This window comes from Clostridium nigeriense (assembly GCF_050585245.1).
In the GTDB taxonomy this organism is placed as follows: Bacteria; Bacillota; Clostridia; order Clostridiales; family Clostridiaceae; genus Clostridium; species Clostridium nigeriense_A.
This window is the reverse complement of sequence record NZ_JBNOOF010000005.1, coordinates 82,884-107,535: the sequence shown is the minus strand read 5'-3', so window position 1 is coordinate 107,535 and position 24,652 is coordinate 82,884. Positions and strand designations below refer to the sequence as shown.

Sequence of the window (24,652 nt, the reverse complement as noted above, 5' to 3'; positions counted from 1 at the left end):
ACTAGTGCTGTTTTTTAAATATTTTTTATTTTTATATAAGCTAGTGAGGTGAATATATGAAAAAAATAATTAACTCAATTTTAATATTAGTAGTTATTGTGGCCTTTGGAAAAGTAGCATATAAAGGGTATCAGTATTATATGGATAAAAAAGAGTACTCGAGAATTCAGATATATAATCCAATGATAATAGAGAATATACCAAATAATGGAGTGAAAAATGAGGATAATTATGAAGAGAAATCAAGTAATAATGAGGAAGTACTTGTAAATATTAATAATGATTATAAGTTTTGGTTAAATATTAGTAATAGCAATATTGATTATCCTGTGGTTCAAGGTATAGATAATGATTTTTATTTAAATCATAGCTTTGATAAAGAGAAAAGTATATCAGGCACTTTATTTATAGATTACCAAAACAATATAGATAGTGATAAAAATATAGTTATATATGGACATCATATGAAAAATAATACTATGTTTAATAATTTAAATTTTTTTAAAAAAGAAGAGTTTTTTAATAATAACAATATTAAAATTGTTAAGGATGGAAAAACATATGAATATACTGTTTTTTCAGTTTATGTACTTCATGAAAATGAAGTAAGTATTGATATGAATTTTAATAATGATACAGATTATTTGAGCTATATTAATGAGTTAAGTAATAAATCCTATTTTAAAAAGGATATTGAATTTGAGCCTAGTAAAAAAATTATAACATTAGTTACTTGTAGTTATGAATATGATGGAGCAAGAACCATCGTCCATGCTATTAAAAAATAAGAAAATATAAGAATATATGGAATGAATATGATAAAATGTTAAAGGTATAGTACAAGTATATACAAAAGTTAAGGGGGATAAGATAAGTGACTATTTCTAGTTTTTTTAAATTAGTGGAGATTCAAACCACAGTAGCAAGCGTTTTACCTTATATGTTAGGTACTATTTTTGCGTTATATAAGTATCAAAATTTTAATCCAAAAGAAGGGATACTATTATTTTTAAGTATGTTGTTTTTTGATATGACAACAACAGCAGTTAATAATTATATTGATTACACAAAGGCTATTAAAAAGGAGGGATTTGGATATGAAAAACACAATGCAATAGGAAGAGATAAATTAAAGATTAACACTGTTAAATATACCATTATAATAATGTTACTTATAGCAATAGCTTTAGGTATAGCATTATTTTTAGAAACTGACATAACAGTATTTATAATAGGTATTATAAGTTTTTCAATTGGAATTTTATATTCATTCGGACCTATCCCTATATCAAGAACTCCCTTTGGAGAAATTTTTTCAGGAATGACACAAGGATTCTTACTTACGTTTTTAGTTGTTTATATTCATGTATATGACAAAGGAATAGTTAATTTTGGAATGTCTGATGAGATATTTAAGTTATCAGTAAATATAAAACTTTTTATAGCCGTTTTCATAATTAGTATGCCAGTTGTAACAGGAATATCAAATATTATGCTGGCTAATAATATTTGTGATATGGATGATGATTTAGTAAATAAAAGATATACCTTACCTATTTATATAGGCAAGGAAAAAGCATTGCAAGTTTTTAAATTTACATACTATATTGGCTTTATCTCAATATTTGTAGGCATAGCTTTAAAATTACTACCATTAATATCATTACTTTCACTAATAGCAATTAAACCTATAAATGATAATATTAAAGCATTCTTCAGATGGCAGTCTAAGAAAGATACATTTGTATTATCAGTAAAGAATTTTGTAGTGTTTAACTCAATATATGTTATTACTTTGATAATTGGGTATACAATTAAATAATATTAATTAACTAATGCGTAGTAAGATTTAATTAGATATTTACTACGTTTTTTATTATATGAAGCATTGTTTAGAAAAAATAATGATTTTATTAAAATATTAAAATTCATAAACTAGTGTAAAAATCCATAAATTATAGATGAAATGAAAAAATAAATGCAAGAAATATATTGACAACCTTCATAATTTTGTAGTATGTTAGATTATAAGAGAAAGTTTTTATATGGCTTAATGAATGTATAAAATAATATTACATAAAGTTTACTAGAAAATAAGAGAAGATTGAGGGAAGTGAATACATGGAATTAAAATTAGACGTATTTCAAACAATGGCATTAGCAACATTAGTATTCTATTTAGGAGGTTATTTAAGAAAAAAGATTAAGGTATTAGATAGGTATTGTATACCATCAGCTGTTGTAGGAGGAATGTTTTTTTCGATTATAGTACTTATTTTAAATATAACCAATATATTAACTATAACTTTAGATACAACATTACAATCTATTCTTATGACTGTATTTTTTACTAGTATAGGATATACAGCGAGTCTAAAGGTTTTGAAAAGTGGTGGAAGAAAAGTTTTAATTTTCTTAATTCTATCTATAGCATTAGTTGTTTTTCAGGATTTAATAGGGGTATTGTTGGCTAGCGTTTTTAATATTCATCCACTTTTAGGACTTGCAACAGGTTCAATACCATTGGTAGGTGGACATGGAACAGCGGGCTCATTTGGACCTTTATTAGAAGAGGTTGGAGTAAATGCAGCTACAACAGTTTCAGTTGCATCAGCAACTTTTGGATTAATAATGGGAAGTGTGCTAGGAGGATTTCTTGCAGAAGTATTAATAGAAAAAAATAATATGATGACTTCTAGAAGCTTAAGTGAAAATGATAAATCAGATGAAATTATAGAAACTGAAGAAAATTCAAAAGTAAATTATAATTCTCTTATGAAAGCTACTTCATTAATTTTCATTACAATGGGAATTGGATCAATAGTAACAAAGTACATACAATATCTAGGTTTAACATTTCCATCTTACATAGGATCAATGATTACTGCAGCAATAATTAAAAATATTATGGATTTTAAAAATTACAAAATAGAAGATGAAAGTATTGAAGTATTAGGAAACATAAGTCTTACCTTCTATCTTTCTTTAGCATTAATGGGATTAAAGTTATGGGAATTATTTGATTTAGCTCTTCCTATGCTTATTATGTTAATAGCTCAAACAATTTTAATGGCTATATTTGCATATTTTATTGTATTTAAAATAATGGGTAAAAATTACGAGGCAGCTGTTTTTTCATCAGCAATATGCGGATTTGGAATGGGGTCAACGGCAAATTCAATTGCTAATATGGATGCACTTACAAAAAAATATGGATTTATTAAAACACCATATATTGTAGTTCCTATAGTAGGAGGATTGTTTATTGATTTTATAAATTCAGGAGTTATAACATTATTTATAAATATATTTAAATAATTAATTTTAAATAATTAATTTTAAAGAAGCGGTTTAGTATAAATCGCTTCTTTGTTTATCTTAAAAATATGTATATTAATAGGGGAACTAAAGAAAGAATATAATATAAAATTATATGATAATACATATTTATTAATAATAATTATTATTGAAATTTAGAGTAAATACTGGTATTATAAGAATACAATCAAAATATATTTTATTATTATATTTTGTAAAGGAGGAGAGATTAGAATGGACTATGCACATATTGCAAAAGAAATTTTGCAAAACTTAGGAGGAGAAAATAATATTTTAGAACTAACTCATTGTATGACAAGATTAAGAGTTAGAGTTAGGGATAAATCACAAATAAATAAAGACAATTTAACTAAATGTGAAAGCGTTATTACAGTTGTTGAAAGTATGGGTCAGATTCAGGTAGTTATAGGGAATAAGGTAACTAAAGTGTATGATGAGATTATAAAGCTCGTTCCTGAACAAATCTATAGTAATATTAATAAAGAAAGTAAAGTTGAAGAAATAAATGAAAAAGATAATATTTGGAATAAGATATTAACAAATATTGCCGGTATATTCACTCCAATTATTCCAGCTATAGCAGGGTCTGGAATGATAAAGGGAATATTATCAGTAGTTGCTATGTATTATTTAAATAAACATGGTATAGATATTAAGGAAACACAAACATATATTATTTTAAATGCTTTAGCTGATGCAGTATTTTATTTCTTACCTATAATACTAGGCTATACATGTGCTAAGATTTTTAAAGTAAATGAAATTATTTCAATGATTATAGGGGCAACCCTTTGTTATCCTACATTTATTTTATTAATGGCAGGAGAAGATGTAGTTAGATTCTTAGGAATTTCAATTACAAAGGCAAGCTATACATCTTCTGTAATTCCAATTATAATTGCTATATATGTTCTTTCTTATGTTGAAAGATTTCTTAATAAATATATTCCAGAAGTAATTAAAATAATAGTTGTTCCAACTCTTTCATTACTTATTATGTTGCCAGCAGTATTGATTATATTTGGACCAGTTGGAATTTACATTGGAAATGGAATAAGTTATGCATACAGATTTATTTATGAATTTAGTCCTACACTATGTGGAGCATTTATTGGTGGGCTATGGTGTGTATTAGTTATATTTGGAGCTCATAGAGCATTAGTGCCTATTGGAATTAATGATGTTGCTAATACAGGAAGACAAAATATACTTGCATTTGCAGGAGCAGCTAACTTTTCTCAAGCGGGATCTGCTTTAGGTGTATTTTTTAAAACAAAAAATAAGAATCTTAAAACAATAGCTATGTCTGCATCAGTTACAGCATTATTTGGTATTACAGAGCCAGCTATATATGGTGTTAACTTAAGATTAAAACGCCCAATGATATGTGCTGTAATATGTGGAGCAATTGGCGGAGGAGTTATGGGACTTGGAGGTGCCTATGGTAATGCTTTTGCAAATCAAGGTATATTAACAATACCAGTTTATGCTGAAGCGGGTTTTTTAGGCTTTACAAGCTATCTTATAGGATGCTTAATTGCATTCTTTGGTTCAGCAATACTTACATATTTAATTGGCTTTGAAGATATTAAAGAGGAAAAAGAAAGTTTAACTAACTAAGGAGGAGTATTATGAAAAGTATATTTCCAGATAATTTTTTATGGGGGGCTTCATCTTCAGCATTTCAAATCGAAGGAGCATATAATGAGGATGGTAAAGGGTTAAGTGTAGCAGATTTTAATTCATTTAAAAAATCTCACATTCAAGCAGATACAAAAATTGCAGCTGACTTTTATCATAATTTTGATGAAGATATTAACTTAATGAAAGAATTAGGTATGAAGACATATCGTTTTTCAATAGCATGGACAAGAATTATTCCAGATGGTGATGGAGAAATTAATCAAAAGGGTATAGATTTTTATAATAAAGTTATTAATAAGTTAATTGAAAATAATATAGAACCATTTGTTACTTTATATCACTTTGATTTACCATTTGCATTAGTCAAAAAGTATAATGGATGGGAATCGAGAGAAACAGTATTTGCTTTTGAAAGATATGCAAAAATATGTTTTAAAGAGTTTGGAGACAGAGTAAAACTTTGGCAGCCTCACAACGAGCAAAATTTAATTGTAAGAGTAGAAGAGAGAATCAATATTTATGAAGAAAAAGATCAATTAAAAATTGATAAGATGCGTGCACAAATGGATTATAATATGTGTCTTGCACATGCACTTGCAGTTAATGCTTGTCATGAAATGGTTGAAAATGGTAAAATAGGACCGGCGGTTTCATCATCAGTAACTTATCCGTTAACAAGTAAACCAGAGGATGTTTATGCAGCTAGAATGAATGATAACTTTAAAGTTTATTATATGCTTGATATGCATCACTATGGAGAGTATCCTGGATATTATATGAATTATCTTAATAAAAGAGGAATAATGCCACATATGGAAGAAAGTGATAAAGAAATTTTAAAATCAGCAAAAATGGACTTTATTGCAGTTAACTACTATAGAACAAATTGTGCAGAAGCTCTTGAAGCTGATGATGAACATCCTTTTGGAAGTAGAGAAGGTACTGTAGACTTTAGTATGTATGGATTATTTAAGATGTCTATGAATCCTAATCTAAAAGCAAGTGAATATGGTGCTGCAATTGATCCATCTGGACTTCGTGTAGCATTAAATGAATATTATCAAAGATATCATCTGCCACTAATAATCACAGAAAATGGGCTTGGAGCTCATGATGTTTTAGAAAATGGAAGGATACATGATGATTATCGTATAGATTATTTAAAGAGTCATATTAATGCATGTGCTTTAGCTATAGAGGATGGTGTAGAAATGATAGGATATTGTCCATGGTCATTTATGGATCTTTTAAGTTCGGCACAAGGATTTAGAAAGCGTTATGGCTTAATATATACTAATAGGACAGATGATGATATATTAGACTTAAAAAGAATAAAGAAAGATAGTTTTTATTGGTATAAAAAAGTTATAGACTCTAATGGAGCTTTGTTAGATAATAAATAACAATTACAATAAAAGCCTATAGACCTTATTGGTTTATAGGCTTTTAATTATTATAAAGGTATAGAGACTATGATAAAAATTATATAGAATTAACTTAAGAGTAAAATAATGTATTGAAAACATAATAAGATATATTATATAATTGTAAGTACAATATTAGGAGAGGAAAAATTATATGGAAAAGATAGTTAAATATATAGAGATATTTGAGTTTTATAAAGGGAAAATTATAAATGGAGAAATTAAAGAAGATGAAAAACTTCCCACAGAACAAGAAATAGGAAATATTTTTTCTGTAAGCAGACATACAGTTAGGCAATCTATAATAGAGCTTGAAAAACAAGGATACATATATAGAGAAAAAAGTAAGGGAGCTTATGCAAAGAGAATTGATAAATCACAGAAAAGTAAAAATAAAGTAGTAATTGTAATAATCACTTATATAACAGAATATATTTTCCCTCATTTAATTAAAGGGATAGAAGATATACTGAATAGTAATGGGTATGATATTCTATTATTAAGTACAAATAATGAAAAGGAAAAGGAAAGAGAACAATTAAAAAAAATATTAGAGTATGATGTAGTAGGAGCTATAATTGAGCCCACTGCAAGTGCTTTAGGAAATGAAAATTTAGATTATTATAATAAAATTAAAAAAAGTAATATACCATATTTAATGATAAATGCTACTTATGATAAAGAGGAACAGTCTTATGTAATAATGAATGATGAAGAGGGAACATATATGCTTTCTAATTATTTAATTAAGTTAGGTCATAAGAAAATAGCAGGAATATTTAAAGAAGATGATATACAAGGTATTGAAAGAAAAAAAGGTTATATAAAATCATTAAAAGAAAACAACATAGAGATTGATAGTACAATAATTGGAGATTTTAAAACCTATGAAGAAGATTTTTATATTTACGCCTTCACAAGAAGTTTATTAACAAGAGAGGATAGGCCGACAGCTATTGTTTGCTATAATGATAAAATAGCTGTTAAAGTAATTAAGGTTGCTAAAGAACTTAATTTAGATATTCCAAAAGACCTATCTATAGTAGGGTATGATAATGATGAAATAATTTCTGAAGTACTTGATTGTGGAATTACAACAATTAACCATCCGAAGGAAGAAATGGGGAGGAAAGCTGGCGAAATATTACTTTCCTTAATTAATAAAGAAAAAGATTTAGTACAATATATATATGATCCAGAAATTATTATAAAAGAAACTACAATATAGTAATAGAAAGAACATCAGTTTTTAAAATTCACTGATGTTCTTTTTCTTTTTTTTTTTGCTGGAAATATTTATCAAAAATATTATATAAAATGTTTACAAAGGAAATCTAATCTGCTATTATGAAATTGTACGTAATATCAATAAAATGTTATTTGATTGTACGTACTATAGAGGTTGATTTGTATTTAAATTGGGAGGAGATTTTATGAGTAAATATTCTATTGGAGTTGACTATGGTAGTGAGTCTGCTAGAGCATTATTACTTAATATTAAAACAGGTGAAGAGGTTGCATCTGAAATGATGGAATATCCACATTTAGTTATGTCAGAACAATTACCCTGTGGTAAGAAATTAGAACCTTTTTGGGCATTACAACATCCTAAAGATTATATAGATACTTTAGAATATGTAGTAAAAAAAGTTGTTGAAAAAACAGAAGTAAGTCCAGAGGATATTGTAGGACTTGGAATTGATTTTACAGCATGCACAATACTACCAATGAAGAAGGATGGAACTCCTCTTTGTTATTTAGATGAGTATAAAAGTAATCCACATGCATATGTTAAGCTTTGGAAGCATCATGCAGCCCAAGATGAAGCTAATAAATTAAATGAAATTGCTAATAAAATGGGAGAAAAATTTATAGCTAGATATGGTGGAAAAATATCATCAGAATGGTACTTACCAAAAGTATGGCAAGTTTTAGATGAGGCTCCAGAAGTATATGAAGCAACAGATAAATTTATAGAAGCAACTGACTGGGTTATTATGCAATTGACTGGAAGGGAAACTAGAAATAGTTGTACAGCGGGATATAAAGCAATCTGGCATAAAAAAGAAGGCTTCCCTAGAAAAAATTTTTTAAGAGCTTTAGATGAAAAATTAGAAAATCTCTATGAAGAAAAATTCGATTGTGAAGTATCAAGTATCGGAGATAAAGCAGGAGAATTAACTGCTGAAATGGCAAAGAAATTAGGTTTAAAAGAAGGAATGCCAATAGCAGTAGCCAATGTTGATGCTCACGTAGCAGTACCTGCAATGGGAGTTACTGAACCCGGAAAAATGGTTATGATAATGGGAACTTCAACATGTAGTATGGTTTTATCTGATAAAGAAGTAGTTGTACCAGGTATATGTGGGTATGTAGAAGATGGTATTATACCAGGACTTTATGGTTATGAAGCTGGACAATCTGCTGTTGGAGATATATTTGCATGGTTTGTTAAAAATTGCGTACCTCAAACTTATATAGAGGAAACAGACAAGCTAGGATTAAATATACATCAATATTTAACAATAAAAGCGGAAAAATTAAATCCAGGAGATTCAGGACTTTTAGCTTTAGACTGGTTAAATGGTAATAGAACTGTTTTAGTAGATACTGATTTAACAGGAGTTATACTAGGATTAAATTTAAATACGAAACCAGAAGAAATATATAGAGCTTTAATTGAATCTACAGCGTATGGTCATAAGAAAATAGTAGATACATTTAAGCAAAATGGTGTTGAAATAAATGAATTATATACTTGTGGAGGGTTACCACAAAAAAATAGAATGTTAATTCAAATTTATGCTGATGTAACAAATCTACCAATTAGAATTTCTAAATCAACTCAAACACCAGCCTTAGGATCAGCAATGTTTGGAGCAGTTGTAGCGGGAAAAGAAAATGGAGGTTTTGAGTCAATACATGAGGCTGCAAGAGTAATTCCTAAATTATTAGATGAAGTAATAAATCCAATACCAGGAAATGTAGAAATTTACTCTAAAATTTATGCTCATTATGATAGATTACACGATTACTTTGGAAGAGGCGAAAATAACGTAATGAAAGATCTAAAGAAAATGAGAAAGCTTTAGGAGGTAAATATGTTAGAAAAATTAAAAAAAGAAGTTTTTGAAGCTAACTTGGCTTTAGTTAAAAACAACTTAGTTGTATTAACTTGGGGAAACGTCAGTGGAATTGATACAGAAAAAGGATTAATTGTAATAAAACCAAGTGGTGTAAGTTATGACAATATGAAAGTAGATGATATGGTAGTTGTAGACTTAGAGGGAAATGTGGTTGAAGGAATTTTAAGACCTTCATCAGACACAGCTACTCATATAGAACTTTATAAAAAGTATCCTAACTTAGGAGGTATAGTTCATACACATTCAACATATGCAACTTCATGGGCACAAGCCAAAAGAGATATACCTTCATATGGAACAACTCATGCAGATACATTTTATGGTTCAGTACCATGTACTAGAAAACTAACTAACGATGAAATAAAGAGTGATTACGAAAAAAATACAGGTTTTGTAATAATAGAAACTTTAGAAAGTAGAAATATAGAAATTTTAAGTGTTCCAGGAATAATAGTTGGAAGTCATGGTCCTTTTTCTTGGGGAGAGACTCCAAGTAAGGCAGTTTCTAATGCTGTAGTATTAGAGGAAGTATCTAAGATCGCCCTGATAACAGAAAATTTAAATCATTATATAACGCCTATTGAAAAAGAACTCCAAGATAAGCATTATTTTAGAAAGCATGGTAAAAATGCTTACTATGGACAAAGTTAATTATTGAAATGATACTATTAATGACATATATAAAATATAAATACAATATTTTAATGGCATAAATATGTAGATGATATATTATGTATAGATACATTGGGTGCTTCGGGTAATGGTAATGAAGGTATAAAACACTTTGGATTTACTAAAGAGATTTTAATAAAAAGAGTTATTATAACTATTATTTTGCAATAGGTAAAAAAGGAAATGTTTATTGATAGATTAAAAATGATATAAATATATTGTGGAAAAGAGAATTATGAGGAGGAATAAAATATGTTAAAAGTTAAAGAATACAACTTCTGGTTTGTAACAGGAAGTCAAGATTTATATGGAGAAGAAACATTAAAGCAAGTTGCAATAGATTCACAAAAAATAGTAGAAGGATTAAATAGTAAAGAAGCAATAAAATATACTATTATCAATAAGGCAACAGTTAGAAACTCAAAGGAAATATTTGATGTTTGTAATGCTGCAAATAATGATGAAAATTGTGCAGGTATAATTACATGGATGCATACATTTTCACCAGCTAAAATGTGGATTAGAGGTTTATCCATATTAAATAAGCCTCAATTACACTTCCATACTCAGTTTAATAGAGATATCCCGTGGGAAACTATGGACATGGACTTTATGAATTTAAATCAATCTGCTCATGGAGATAGAGAATTTGGATTTATAAATGCAAGAATGGAAAATAAGAGAAAAGTTGTTGTTGGACATTGGGAAGATACAGAAGTTCATGGAAAGATTAATAAATGGATGAGTGTTGCAGCAGGATATGTTGAAGGCTTTAATATTAAAATTGCTAGATTTGATGATAATATGAGAGATGTTGCAGTTACAGAAGGTGATAAAGTTGAAGTTGCTATAAAGCTTGGATGGACTTGTGATGCTTTTGGTATTGGTGACTTAGTTGAAGAAATCGAAAAAGTTACTAGTGAAGAAGTAGAAGCTTTAATGAATGTTTATCAAGAAAAATATGAAATCTGTGAAGAAGGACAAGTTGAAGGAAGTGTTAGAGATTCTATAAAATATCAAGCTAAGGTAGAGATTGCTTTAAGAAGATTCTTAGAAAAAGGAGATTATACAGCTTTTACAACTAACTTCCAAGTGCTACATGGAATGGAACAATTACCAGGCCTTGCAGTACAAAGACTTATGGAAGATGGATATGGATTTGGTGGAGAAGGAGATTGGAAAACAGCAGGACTTGTAAGACTTATGAAGATAATGTCAAATAATGCTGGAACTTCATTTATGGAAGACTACACTTATAACTTTGACCCAGAAAATGAATTAATACTAGGATCACATATGCTAGAAGTTTGTCCAACAGTTGCTGTTGATAGACCAAGAATAGATGTACAAGCTTTATCAATGGGAGATAAAAATGATCCAGCTAGATTAATATTCAACGGGCAAGTAGGAAGTGCTGTTTGTGCATCTTTAGTAGATTTAGGTGGAAGAATGAGATTAATAATAAATGAAGTTAACGCTAAAGAAGTAGAAAAAGATTTACCAAACCTTCCTGTCGCAAGAGTATTATGGACTCCAGAACCATCATTAAAAGTTGGGGCACAAGCTTGGATATTAGCTGGAGGAGCGCATCATACTTCATTTTCATACGTAGTTGATGCAGAGCAATTATGTGATCTTGCAGATATGTACGGATTAGAAGCAGTTGTTATAGGAAAAAACACTAATATAAGAGATTTTTTAAATGAATTGAAATGGAATAGTGTCTATTGGATGCTAAATAATAAGAAATAGTATAATTTAAAAATATCTAGAAATAAAAAATAATATCAATGAATTTTATTATTATAATTATTTAAAATTCTATTGACTTATTAAATAATTATGCTAAAATAATTATAATTTAAATATGTGGATGCAAATGCTTCGTATAACCCTAATAATATGGTTTAGGGGTCTCTACCAAGAACCTATAATTCTTGATTACGAGGAAATCATTTATTGTGATTTCTTCGTGGTTAGGAATTTTTTTTATACTTTTTTTTAAATCAATGGATCTTATTAATATAATATTTTACAGATAAGGAGTGGTAAAAATGGATATTAAAAATTTACCTAAAATAGAGTTACACTGTCATTTAGATGGCAGTTTAAGGGTTGAAACAGTTATAGAACTTGCTAAGAAAGAAAATATAAATTTAGAAAGCTATGAGTATGATCATGTTAAAAAATTATTATCAGTTGAAGAAAATTGTAGTTCTTTAGATGAATATCTAGAGAAATTTGATTTGCCAAACATGGTATTGCAAAGTAAAGAGAATTTAAGAAGAGCAGCTTATGAATTATTAGAAGATGCATCAAAAGAAAACATTAAGTATATAGAAGTTAGATTTGCTCCAATTTTCCACTTGAAGAATGGATTATCTTTGGAAGAAGTAATTGAAAGTGTTATAGAAGGAATTAAAGATGCGGAAAAGGACTATGACATTAATGGAAATATAATAGTTTCTTGTATAAGAGGATTAGGATTAGAGCATGTATATGATTCTATAGAAGCTGGATCAAAATTTATTGAAAAAGGTGTTGTAGCAATAGATTTAGCAGCTGCAGAAAAAGAAGATTTTGCTTATGACTATATTGATGCTATGAAATTAGCAAAGAAAAAAGGCTTTAGAATTACAATTCATGCTGGTGAAACGGGATTTGGAAAGAATGTAAGGGATGCTATAAACTTATTAGGTGCTGAAAGAATTGGACATGGAGTATTTATTTATAATGATAAAGATGCCTATAAATTGGTAAAGGAAAATAAAATCACATTAGAAATGTGTCCAAAGAGTAATATTGATACTAAGGCAGTAAATAAATACAATGATCACCCTATATATAATTATTATAAAGATGATATAAAAGTTACTATTAGTACAGATAATAGAACAGTTTCTAATATATCTTTAAATGAAGAAACTAATAATGTTGTAAATACCTTTGATATTACTTTAGAAGAATATAAAGAAATTTACATAAATAGTGTACAAGCAGCTTTTTGCACTGAAGAAATAAAAGAAAAATTACTTAAGGATATTGAAAAATAACTATAAATAAATGTATTTATTTTTTTCTCCTACATAAAATATTTTATATCATATTTTATGTAGGAGGGAAAAATATGCAATGTAAAAAGTTGTTTAAGTACGAGATAATAGGTATTTTTGCAATTTTTATTTTAGGATGTCTATGGCATCTTCTTTATGAATCTCTAGGAGAACATATGATTTTAGGACTAATAGCTCCTGTAAATGAAAGTATGTGGGAGCATTGGAAGCTTGGCTTATATCCGATTTTACTATATTCAGCTATAGAGTATAATTTTGTAAAGAAAGAGGCGAATAATTTTTTATTTAGTAAGTTTATTGCTATTATAGTTTTTGAAATTGTTTGCTTTTCCTTAACTGGCTTATGGCAGAGTATTTTCAAAGATGCAAGCTCTACTGCTAATTTAATAGTAGATATTGGAGGATACTTTATAGGAGTAATAGCAGCTCAAATAGCTTCTTATCTTATAGCATGTAAAAGTAAGGAAAATAAAAAGTTAGTATATATAGCTTTGGTTGGAATAGTACTTCATATTATAATATTTACAGTATTTACTTTTAATCCACCTAGAAATGAATACTTTAGAGATGCTAATACAGGAGAGTATGGAATTTACAAAATTAAATAATTCTTTGTTAGGAGAATTCATATGAAGATAAGGCTTGGATATGTTGCTATTTCAAATGTTTTAGGAAAAAAGGTAACAAGCTCTAGTACAGTTACCTTTGCAAATTACAAAAAGATTTTATCCGAAGAGAAGAAATTAGAAAAATTAAGGAGTGTTGCTCTATCTAATTTAGTTGCTCTTCAAGATATAATAAAGTATAACATTGAAAATGATATACATTTTTATAGAATAACATCTGCATTAATCCCATTAGTGACTCATCCGGAAGTTGGATATTGGGGACATAGAGAATTTCTAAAAAAGGATTTTGAGTATTTAGGAAAGCTCATTAAGGAATCAAACATGAGAGTAGACACTCATCCAGATGAGTTTAATGTTATAAATAGTAGTAATCCAAAGGTTGTAGAAAATACTATTATTAATTTAAGTAGACAAGTGGAATGGTTTGAAGATATGAATTATAAAGATGGAAAAATGGTAATTCATGTAGGTGGTGCAACAGGAGGTAAAGAAATTGCACTAGAAAGGTTTATTGAAAATTTTAATAAGTTTCCTCATAATATTAAAGATAGGATTATTATAGAAAATGACGATAAAACATATACAGCTAGAGAAACCTTAATGCTATGCAATACATTAAATATTCCAATGGTTTTAGATATACATCATCATAATTGTAATAATACTGGAGATAAAATAACCGATATTTTAGGAGAGATATTAAATACTTGGGATAATGAAAAATTGCCACCTAAAATGCATTTTTCTTCTCCAAAAGATACGAGTTTAATTAATAAAGTGGATAAAAAGCATGCTTATTTTATAAATCCAGTAGATTTTATAAGCTTTATTGAAGTTTTAAAGGAGTTTAATAGAGATATAGATATAATGCTAGAATGTAAAGAGAAAGATGTCGCCTTGTTTAAGTTAGCTGATGATATAAAAAATATTAATCAAAATTATAAGTGGATAGATAAAACTTCATTTATAGTATGAAAAACAGTAAAAATTATTTTTACTGTTTTTTTATTATTTTATACTTTTAATGCAATTATAATTTAACATAACTTGTATTATTTTCTAACTAGAGTTAAAATTACCTTTGGAGATATTATAAAAAATAAAGAGGGGAGAAATATAGTGATTAAAAGTTATATTAATGACATTAAAAATGAATTTAAGGGCTATAATTTATTAAATTTTAAACAAGACTTAATGGCTGGAATAACAGTTACTGCAGTAGCATTACCTTTAGCATTAGCTTTTGGTGTAAGTTCTGGAGCTACTGCAGCGGCTGGATTAATTACAGCTATAATATCAGGTATAGTTATAGGGGCATTATCTGGGGGATCTTTTCAAATTTCAGGACCAACGGGAGCTATGAGTGCAATTTTAGTTGCACTATTTCAAAAGTATGGATTAGAAGGAGTATGGATAGCAGGATCTTTAGCTGGTGTAATTCTTATAATAGCAGGTATTTTAAAATTAGGTAAAGTTGTTTCTTATATACCAACTCCAGTAATTACTGGTTTCACGTCGGGAATAGCTTTAATAATAGCTGTAGGTCAGCTAGATAATTTTTTTGGAGTATCAACAAAATCAGCAGAGTCAGCAGCAATAAAAGTAATAAATTTTATCAGTACACCATTAAATGTAAATTGGTATGCATTGGGAATAGGGTTATTAGTAGTTTTTATAATGATTATATGGCCTAAAAAACTTAATAACATAGTTCCTGCTTCACTTATAGGATTAATAGTTGCTCTTACTATAAATGTGATTTTTAAATTACCTATAGATGTAATTGGTGATATACCACAAAAGTTAATTCTAGATAATAGACTTAGTATAAGCGCTATAAATATAGATATAATAAAAAGTGTTTTAGTTCCAGCTATTAGCATAGCCGCACTAGCTATGATAGAAAGTTTACTATGTGGTGAAGTTGGAAAGAAAATGAAAGGGGATTCATTTGATGCTAATAGAGAATTAATAGCACAAGGAGTAGGTAACTTTATTATTCCATTCTTTGGAGGAGTTCCTGCAACTGCAGCTATTGCTAGGACAAGCGTAGCAATAAAATCTGGAGCAAGAACTAGATTGGTAAGTATTTTACATGCAATATTTTTAATGTTGTCTATGTTTTTATTAGCTCCAATAATGTCTAATGTTCCCCTTTCATCATTAGCAGGAGTTTTAATAGTGACTGCTTGGAGAATGAACGAATGGGAAAATATAAAATACATATTTTCAAAAAAATTCAAAGGATCTATTTCTAAGTTTTTAATAACAATGTTTGCAACTGTTGCATTAGATTTAACACAGGCTATATTAATAGGAGTAATTTTTTCAAGTCTATTATTTATAGTTAAGATTTCTAATATGGATATTTCAATAAGTGAAATAGATGAAAATAAACTAGATAAAAATATATTTAAAGGGAAAAATTTAAGTTATATAAAAGTTGTTTATTTTACAGGACCATTATTTTTCGCTACAGCAGAGAAATTTAAAAATGAAGTGTTATCTATAAAAGATGCTAAGGTAATAATACTATCAATGAGGGGAGTTCCTTTAATTGACACTTCAGCACTACAGGCATTATCAGAAGTAATTGAAGAAGTTAGAAGTAGAAATTGTGAAATCATGCTATGTGGATTACAACAGCAAGTAAAAGATATTCTTGATAAAGCTGATTTTGAAGAAAAGCTAGGAAATAATATGATATTTTGGAGCGCAGACCAAGCTATAAAAAGTGCTGAATAATAGTAGCTTCGAATGAGTAAGTTCGTTTTGTCAAATTAAAACTTGGATACTCACTTATAATAAATTTAATATGAAAAATCTTATTAAAGAAAAAAAGTATTAATTTAACAAAAAAAGATGTTGACAAGATTTGGTTTTAGGAATATACTGGTAAAAGATTGAAGTGAAAAGGAGGTAGGAAAATGTTAAATATTATATTGAATTTGAATCTATTAATAAAAAATAATAAAAGTGAATACGAAATTAAAAATATTAGTAATCCTATCTCATTGTGTAAATTTTAGTGTTAAATAATTTATACAAAATTGCTTTATAAAAGTATATATTCTTTAAATTTGTAGGAATATAACTTTGAATAGATAATTAGGGCCAAGGGTTATTTACCTTGGCTTTTTATTTTATTTAAATTAAGGATAAAAGGCTAAGGATAACTTTGGCCTTTTTTATTTTTAAGAAAGGAAGAGAAGGATGTGTAAAAACTAAGTAAACAAAAAAGATTTATAACTTAAGGGGGAAAAATTATGACTAGAATACTTAAATATGTTTCAAAATACAAAGCACTACTAATAATTGGAACATTATCTATGCTTGCAGTAATTGGGGTTGATTTATTTATGCCTTACTTGCAACAAATATTTATAGATGATGGGGTCATAGCAGGTAACAACAGCATAATAATTAAAGTTTTAATAGGTATTTTAATTATTACAATAACGAAATCTATCCTGGGATATGGAAAAGAGTTTCTTTATGATATTTTAAGTGTAAAAGTACACCAAGATATTAAAAATGATCTTTTTAACCATATTCAGAAGCTAGAATTTAAATATTTTGATAATATGAATACTGGAGAATTAATGTCTAGAATAGGAGAAGATGTAGAAAATATATGGCAAACAATAGGTTTTGGACTTAGATTATTTATAGAAAATGTAATATATTTTGTAGTTTCTACAGTTATTCTATTTAAATTAAATTTTGAATTAGCTTTGGCTTGTTTTATTATAATGATTCCAATAGGATTTATAGCGATAAAGTTAGAAAGTAAATTTGGAAAATCATATGAAGAAATAAGTGACCAAACAGCTCAGATTAATACTACTGCACAAGAAAATATAGCAGGAGTTAGATTAGTAAAAGCATTTTCAAGAGAAAAATATGAAATAAATAAATTCCTAAAAATGAATAGAACTTATTATGATTTAAATATGAAGCAAGCAAAAATAATAGGAGATTATTTTCCACCAATAGAATTTCTAACAAATGTATCATTAGTTATAATGATAGTTTTAGGTGGATTTCTTGTTATGAATGATGAAATTACGATTGGAGTTTTAGTAGCTTTTAGTGGATATATCTGGAACCTAATATGGCCAATGAGATCCTTAGGTGAATTAATAGATTTACTTTCAAGAAATAGTGCTTCAGCTAAAAAAATATTTGAAATAATGGATAGAGAGCCTGAAATTAAAAGTAAAAAAGAATGTTATAAAAACAATTCTATTAAAGGTAATATAGTATTTGATAATGTTAGTTTCAAATATAAAGATGAATATGTTTTAAAGAATATTAATTTAGATATTAAAGAAGGAAGCACAGTTGCATTGATGGGAACTACAGGTTCAGGTAAATCAACATTAATTAATTTAATAGGAAGATATTACGATTTAACTAATGGAAGTATAAAAATAGATAATGTTGATATCAAGGATTATGACTTAGACTTTTTAAGAAAAAATATGTCTATTGTTCCTCAAGATACATTTCTGTTTTCAGATTCAATAATAAATAATATAAAATTTAGTAATGAAAATGCAGATTATGAAGAAGTTAAAGAAGCAGCTTCACTAGCATGTGCTTTAGATTTTATAGAGGAACTAGATGAAGGATTATATACAGAAATAGGGGAAAGAGGTATAGGTTTATCTGGAGGACAAAAACAAAGAATATCAATTACTAGAGCTTTAGTAAGAAAATCAAAAATATTAATATTAGACGATGCTACATCTGCTTTAGATATGGAGACAGAACATAGATTGTTAAAAAATCTATCAAAAAGAGAAGAAAACAGTACAACCTTTATTATTGCTCATAGAATTTCTGCAGTAAAAAATGCTGACATAATAGTTTATTTAGAAAATGGAGAAATAAAAGAAAAAGGAACTCATGAAGAGTTATTAAAGCTTAAAGGTAAGTATTTTGATATTTACTGTAATCAATTTAAAGATTTTAACGAATTGGAAGAGGAGGTAGTTTAATTTGGAGAATAATTCAATAAAAAAAGATGAAGAAGTAATGAGAAGAAGTAAAAGTGAAATAACATTAAAACTATTAGAGTATCTTAGACCATATAAATTAAAATCTTTTATAGTTATTTTATTAATGATATTTGTTATGATTTCTGGAATAGTTAATCCCCTACTTTTAGAAGTAGCAATAGATAACTATGTAGTAAATAAAGATATAAAAGGATTATTTTTTATAGGAGTAGCATTAATTGTATTAAATTTAATTGCGTGGGTTCTATCTAAAATTAGATGGACGATGATAACATCTATAACTAATAATATTTTAGTAAATATAAGACATGAATTATATAGTCATATACAATATTTATCTTTTGACTTTTTTGATGGTAGACCAGTTGGAAAAATACTTTCAAGAGTGGTTTCTGATGTTAACGCACTAAAAAATTTATTTTCTCAAAGTATTCAAGCACTTATACCACAATTATTAAATCTTTTATGTGTAGCTATTATTATGTTTATTCTTAATTTTAAGCTAGCGTTAGCTTGTATAGCTTTATTACCTTTATTAGGAATAGCTATGTTTTGCATTGAAATATATTCAAGAAGAAAATGGGAAGTTTATAGAAATAAACGATCAAATTTAAATGGCTTTACTCATGAAGATTTTTCAGGTATAAAAATAGTTCAAGGTTTTGCTAAAGAAGAAGGTACTGAAAAGAATTTTAAATCAATGGTAAAAGAATTAAGCGATTCTTTTACAAAAGCTGTTATGTTAAATGATTTCTTTTGGCCTCTTGTAGAATTATCTTGGGGAATTGGTACCTTAGTAGTATTTGCAGTTGGATATAGATTAGTTATAAATAATGAAATAAAAATAGGAACATTAATAGCCTTTTCAATGTATGTAGGAATGTTCTGGAGACCTATTATGAATCTTTCAAGTTTTTATAACACTTTAATAACAAATTTTTCAGCAGCAGATAGAATATTTGATATTTTAGATATGAAGCCAATTATAAAAAATACAGAGAATGCAAATAAAATAGGTAAGATTAAAGGCTTTGTAGAATTTAAAAATGTAGACTTTTCTTATGATGAAAATTCTAAGGTTCTTAAAGATGTAAGTTTTAAAGTTAATAAAGGAGAAAAAATAGCTTTAGTTGGAGCAACAGGGGCAGGTAAAACAACTATAGTATCTTTATTAAGTAGATTTTATGATCCAACATCAGGAGAAGTGTTAGTAGATGGTAAGGATATAAAATATGTAGAATTAGAATCCCTAAGAAGTCAAATGGGAATAATGCTTCAAGATACATTTCTATTTTCTACTACTATAATGGAAAATATAAGATATGGAAGATTAGATGCAACAGATGAAGAAGTAATTAATGCTGCAAAGGCAGTTAATGCCCATAATTTTATTATGAAATTAGAAGATGGATATAACACTGAAGTAAATGAAAGAGGAACAAGATTATCCTTAGGACAAAGACAATTAGTATCCTTTGCCAGAGCATTACTTGCAAATCCTAGAATATTAATATTAGACGAGGCTACATCTAATATAGATACAGAAACAGAAAAATTAGTACAAGATGGTATAGAAAAATTACTTCATGGAAGAACGTCCTTTGTAGTAGCACATAGGTTATCAACAATAAGAGATTGTGATAAGATTATGGTTATAAATGATGGTAAGATTGAAGAAGTAGGAAATCATAATGAATTGTTAAAAAACAAAGGAAGTTACTATGATTTATATATGGCTCAATATAAGTTTTTAAGTGAAGGTGCATAAAAAACAGGATTACAATAATTTTATAAAAGGAATGATTACATTTGGATAAAAAGAAACTATATACTAATAGAATAAATATAATTATAATTGCAATAATATGTACCTTTTTATGGGGAAGTGCTTTTCCAGCTGTTAAATTAGGATATGAGCTATTTGATATTGCAAGTAGCGATGTAGGTGGAAAACTTATTTTTGCAGGATACAGATTTTTCCTAGCAGGAATTTTCGTTCTAATATTACAATTAATAATGAAACAAAATATATTTAAATTAACTAGTAAAGATATAAAGGAAATTACAATATTAGGAGTTGGACAAACTACCCTTCAATATATATTCTTTTATTTAGGTATGACATATACAACAGGTGTAAGAGGATCTATTATGAATGGAACAAGCACATTCTTTAGTATTATATTAGCTCACTTTGTATATAAGAATGATAAACTATACTTTAATAAGATTATAGGCTGTATAGTAGGTTTTTTAGGTGTTATAATAGTTAACCTTGGAGGAGAAGCATCAGTTTTAGAAGGTAGCTTTTCTTTTAGAGGAGAAGGATTTATAATGATTGCAGCTTTTATGCTTTCTGTTTCATCATTATATAGTAAGAAAATAAGTCAAAATAAAGATGCATATACTGTAACTGGATATCAATTAGCCATAGGAGGATTAATCTTAACAATAATAGGATATATTTTAGGAGGAAGTCTTACAAACTTTACTTTTAAGTCAACTTCATTATTAATATATATGGCATTATTATCAGCAGTAGCCTTTGCATTATGGTCACAACTTTTAAAATATAATAAAGTAGGAATTATATCTGTTTTTAACTTCTTGATTCCTGTTTTTGGTACAGTATTATCAGCCATAATACTTAAGGAAAATATTTTCAATATAAAAATTCTGATAGCTTTATTATTAGTATGTGCAGGAATTTATTTAGTTTATAGAAGAAAAGAAGAGACAAATTAGTATTTTATTTTTTATATTAATAGATAATTATAAAAAAGCACTTCAATATGAAGTGCTTTTTTAAAATAAAAGATAACTATTCAACAAAGATAAAATTTATTGTATTATTATTTTATAATAAGAAATTGGAGATAACTATGAGAAAAAGTAAGGAACTATTATTAATAAGATACTTATCATTTAGTATCTTAATGTTTGAGATTTTTGCTAAGGGAAAGAATAGTGGAATTAGTAGTTTAATATTTATTTTGTTGTTTATAATAAACAATAATCTTAGAATTTTTTTCTTTAAAAGTTATAGGGCAAATTTAATTTCTATAACTCTAGAAATAATAATATCCTCTTTAGCATGTCTAAATTTTGGAGGAAATATACTATTTTATCTAGTAGGGTTGACTATAGATGTTATTTCACTTAACAGAAAAAATATAAGGTATGTATTTTTACCAATAATATATTTAGCATCTATATATACAAAGTTTAATGGAAGTATAGAAGAAGGTTTTTTAAATTTAGGAATTATAATTATTTTTTCTATGTTATTAAACTATATATCAAGGCTTTATAATACAAAAAAGGAAGCTCAAAGATTATATGATAAACTTAGGATTTCTGAAGAAAATTTAATTGAAGCCAATAACAAACTTGAGGAGTATTTATCGTCTATAGAGGAATTAACTATAGTAAAGGAAAGAAATAGGATTTCAAGAGAAATCCATGATAGTGTTGGACATGCTTTATCTACAGCAATGATTCAATTATCTGCAATGGAAGTAATAGCATCAAAGGAAGAAAGTGCTTTAAAAGATATGATTAGCAATTTAAGAAGTTTTATTAATGAGAGTTTTCAAGATGTTAAAAGAGCAGTAAAAGAGCTTAAATCTGATGATTATGATAATTATAGAGGAATAATTAGATTACAGGACTTATGTAAAAACTTTGATAAAATGTCCGGTATAAAAGTAGATACTATCTTATCCAAAGGAAGCTGGATTTTATCAACAAAGCAAAGCACTCATTTATATAGAATAGCTCAAGAAGTTTTATCTAATTCACTAAGACATGGAAAGGCCACTAAAATTAAAGTAATTATGAATTTTACAGAGAATGATTTTGTTATTTCCTTTAAGGATAATGGTAGAGGAACTGATAAAATTGAAGAAAAAGGGTGTGGTCTTAGAAATATAAGGGAAAGAGTAGATGAGATTAATGGAACTGTTGACATTAGTTCAGAACTTGGAAATGGCTTTTTTGTTAAGATAGTAGTTCCTAAAGAAAGGAAGATTTAAGTGGGGAAGATAAAAATATTAATTGTAGATGATGAAAATTTAATTAGAGAAGGTCTAAAGCTTATGCTATCTACTTTTGATGATATTGAAGTAGTAGATACAGCTGAAAATGGGTATAAGGCTTTAGAAATATGTAAAACTAAGGATATAGATGTAGTTCTTATGGATATAAGAATGAAGGAGTGTGACGGTGTTATGGGGACAAGGCTTATTAAAGAACAATTTACTAAAATTAAGGTTATTATATTGACTACATTTAATGATAAGGAATATATTCAAGATGCATTAAGTTATGGAGCTTTTGGATATATGTTAAAAGATAGTTCTCATCAAGTTATTTACGAAGGAATAAAGGCCGCATATATGGGTAACATGGTTGTTCATCCTGAAGTTGCAAGTAAAATTCTAACTAAAAGTAGTGAAGGTTTAAAACATGGTGAATTAGAAAAATACAATTTTTCAGATAAGGAACTAAAAATAATAAAATACATAGCAGAAGGATTAAGTAATAAAGAAATTTCAGAAAAAATATATCTATCCGAAGGAACAATAAAAAACAATATTACTAATATACTATCAAAGTTAAGTCTTAGGGATAGAACACAAATTGCAATTTTTGCTTTTAAAAATGGAATAGTGACTTAAGTCATTTGTGTAGTGACTTATAGTAATAGCAAGCCTCCTATTATTATCTTATTATGGAATTAAGATATATTAGGAGGTATTTTTATGAGTATTATTGAAGTTAAAAATATTACAAAAAGGTTTAATGATAAGTTAGTATTAGACAATGTAAGTTATGATGTTAATCAAGGAGAGATTTTTGGGTTTATAGGTCCAAATGGAGCAGGAAAATCAACTTTGATTAATATAATGACAAGCCTCTTAACTCCAGATAGCGGGACTATTAAAATTTGTGGATATGATATTTTAAAAGAGCCAATAAAGGCAAAAGAATGTATAGGATATGTACCTCAAGATATTTCATTAATAGAAGAATTAACAGCTTATGATAATCTTGAATTCTTTGGAGCTTTGTATGGGTTAAAGGGAAAAGAATTAAAAGAAAGAATAAATGAAGCCCTTGAAGTTACTGGACTTGTAGAAAAGAAAAAGGAAAAGGTTAAAAAGTTCTCTGGTGGAATGAAAAGAAGATTAAATATAGCAGCAGCTATTATGCATCATCCTAAAGTATTGATAATGGATGAGCCAACAGTTGGGGTAGACCCTCAATCTAGAAACCATATATTTAATTTTACTAAGAATATTTGCAAAGAGTGGGGAAGCACAGTAATTTATACCTCACACTACATGGAAGAGGTTGAAGAGCTTTGTAAGAGAGTTTTTATAATCGATTTAGGAAAAGAAATTGCATATGGTACTAAAGATGAAATTAAGACTTCAGTTTTCCCAAATAATAAAGTTACTATAGAGGCAAAAGATATAAGTGCTGAATTAATCTTAAATATAGAAAAAGTAAATGGTATTCTAAATGTTAAGGAAAAAAATGAAACTATTATTTTAACAATAGATTCAAACTTTAAACTTAATAATGTGCTAACTATAATTGAGCAATATGGTATTAATATTAAAAAGATAAGCTATGACGAAGCAAAATTAGAAGATGTATTCCTAGCCTTAACCGGAAAAACTTTAAGAGATTAGG

Annotated in this window: 19 protein-coding genes and 1 riboswitch; all 19 genes read left to right on the top strand. The window is 27.5% G+C overall.

The genetic code is table 11. From position 1 onward, the window contains the following. Window positions 1-56: 56 nt before the first annotated feature. A complete protein-coding gene (gene srtB, locus ACQPUY_RS09735) occupies window positions 57-788 on the top strand; it encodes a class B sortase (protein WP_430840998.1) in 732 nt (243 codons plus the stop codon). An 86-nt stretch (window positions 789-874) separates the two neighbouring features. Beyond that, entirely contained in the window at window positions 875-1,822 is a 948-nt protein-coding gene (menA, locus tag ACQPUY_RS09730; protein ID WP_430840997.1) for a 1,4-dihydroxy-2-naphthoate polyprenyltransferase, read from the top strand. 299 nt (window positions 1,823-2,121) lie between these two features. Continuing rightward, window positions 2,122-3,318 carry a sodium/glutamate symporter gene (gltS, locus tag ACQPUY_RS09725; RefSeq protein ID WP_430840996.1) on the top strand — a complete coding sequence of 399 codons (1,197 nt, stop codon included), beginning with the start codon at window positions 2,122-2,124 and terminating at the stop codon, window positions 3,316-3,318. A gap of 234 nt (window positions 3,319-3,552) precedes the next feature. Next, window positions 3,553-4,959 (top strand): PTS transporter subunit EIIC, encoded by a 1,407-nt coding sequence (locus ACQPUY_RS09720; protein WP_430840995.1) that lies wholly within the window; start codon window positions 3,553-3,555, stop codon window positions 4,957-4,959. Between the two features lie 11 nt (window positions 4,960-4,970). Beyond that, window positions 4,971-6,386, top strand: a complete 1,416-nt coding sequence (locus ACQPUY_RS09715) for a glycoside hydrolase family 1 protein (RefSeq protein ID WP_430840994.1) — start codon at window positions 4,971-4,973, stop codon at window positions 6,384-6,386. A 175-nt stretch (window positions 6,387-6,561) separates the two neighbouring features. Continuing rightward, window positions 6,562-7,635, top strand: coding sequence for a GntR family transcriptional regulator (locus ACQPUY_RS09710; RefSeq protein ID WP_430840993.1), 1,074 nt, complete (start codon window positions 6,562-6,564; stop codon window positions 7,633-7,635). Between the two features lie 205 nt (window positions 7,636-7,840). After that, complete coding sequence (locus tag ACQPUY_RS09705; RefSeq protein WP_430840992.1) at window positions 7,841-9,499, top strand: ribulokinase; 1,659 nt, start codon at window positions 7,841-7,843, stop codon at window positions 9,497-9,499. Window positions 9,500-9,508: 9 nt separating this feature from the next. Next, window positions 9,509-10,204 (top strand): L-ribulose-5-phosphate 4-epimerase, encoded by a 696-nt coding sequence (locus tag ACQPUY_RS09700; RefSeq protein WP_430840990.1) that lies wholly within the window; start codon window positions 9,509-9,511, stop codon window positions 10,202-10,204. A 273-nt stretch (window positions 10,205-10,477) separates the two neighbouring features. Next, entirely contained in the window at window positions 10,478-11,977 is a 1,500-nt protein-coding gene (gene araA / locus ACQPUY_RS09695; protein WP_430840989.1) for an L-arabinose isomerase, read from the top strand. A gap of 112 nt (window positions 11,978-12,089) precedes the next feature. Then, window positions 12,090-12,189, top strand: a riboswitch (purine riboswitch). Window positions 12,190-12,279: 90 nt separating this feature from the next. Further along, window positions 12,280-13,278, top strand: a complete 999-nt coding sequence (gene add, locus ACQPUY_RS09690; protein WP_430840988.1) for an adenosine deaminase — start codon at window positions 12,280-12,282, stop codon at window positions 13,276-13,278. A 74-nt stretch (window positions 13,279-13,352) separates the two neighbouring features. Next, a complete protein-coding gene (locus ACQPUY_RS09685) occupies window positions 13,353-13,907 on the top strand; it encodes a DUF6512 family protein (RefSeq protein ID WP_430840987.1) in 555 nt (184 codons plus the stop codon). Between the two features lie 21 nt (window positions 13,908-13,928). Beyond that, on the top strand, window positions 13,929-14,903 hold the full coding sequence (gene uvsE / locus ACQPUY_RS09680; protein ID WP_430840986.1) for a UV DNA damage repair endonuclease UvsE: 975 nt from the start codon (window positions 13,929-13,931) through the stop codon (window positions 14,901-14,903). Between the two features lie 144 nt (window positions 14,904-15,047). Then, complete coding sequence (locus ACQPUY_RS09675; protein WP_430840985.1) at window positions 15,048-16,673, top strand: SulP family inorganic anion transporter; 1,626 nt, start codon at window positions 15,048-15,050, stop codon at window positions 16,671-16,673. Between the two features lie 521 nt (window positions 16,674-17,194). Continuing rightward, window positions 17,195-18,931 (top strand): ABC transporter ATP-binding protein, encoded by a 1,737-nt coding sequence (locus ACQPUY_RS09670; protein ID WP_430840984.1) that lies wholly within the window; start codon window positions 17,195-17,197, stop codon window positions 18,929-18,931. A 37-nt stretch (window positions 18,932-18,968) separates the two neighbouring features. Then, window positions 18,969-20,720 (top strand): ABC transporter ATP-binding protein, encoded by a 1,752-nt coding sequence (locus ACQPUY_RS09665; RefSeq protein WP_430841158.1) that lies wholly within the window; start codon window positions 18,969-18,971, stop codon window positions 20,718-20,720. A 41-nt stretch (window positions 20,721-20,761) separates the two neighbouring features. After that, on the top strand, window positions 20,762-21,697 hold the full coding sequence (locus tag ACQPUY_RS09660; protein WP_430840983.1) for a DMT family transporter: 936 nt from the start codon (window positions 20,762-20,764) through the stop codon (window positions 21,695-21,697). A gap of 137 nt (window positions 21,698-21,834) precedes the next feature. Beyond that, a complete protein-coding gene (locus ACQPUY_RS09655) occupies window positions 21,835-22,986 on the top strand; it encodes a sensor histidine kinase (protein WP_430840982.1) in 1,152 nt (383 codons plus the stop codon). Further along, complete coding sequence (locus ACQPUY_RS09650) at window positions 22,987-23,631, top strand: response regulator transcription factor (protein ID WP_430840981.1); 645 nt, start codon at window positions 22,987-22,989, stop codon at window positions 23,629-23,631. Window positions 23,632-23,715: 84 nt separating this feature from the next. After that, window positions 23,716-24,651: an ATP-binding cassette domain-containing protein gene (locus ACQPUY_RS09645; RefSeq protein ID WP_430840980.1), complete on the top strand. Its 936-nt coding sequence runs from the start codon at window positions 23,716-23,718 to the stop codon at window positions 24,649-24,651. Window position 24,652: the final 1 nt, after the last annotated feature.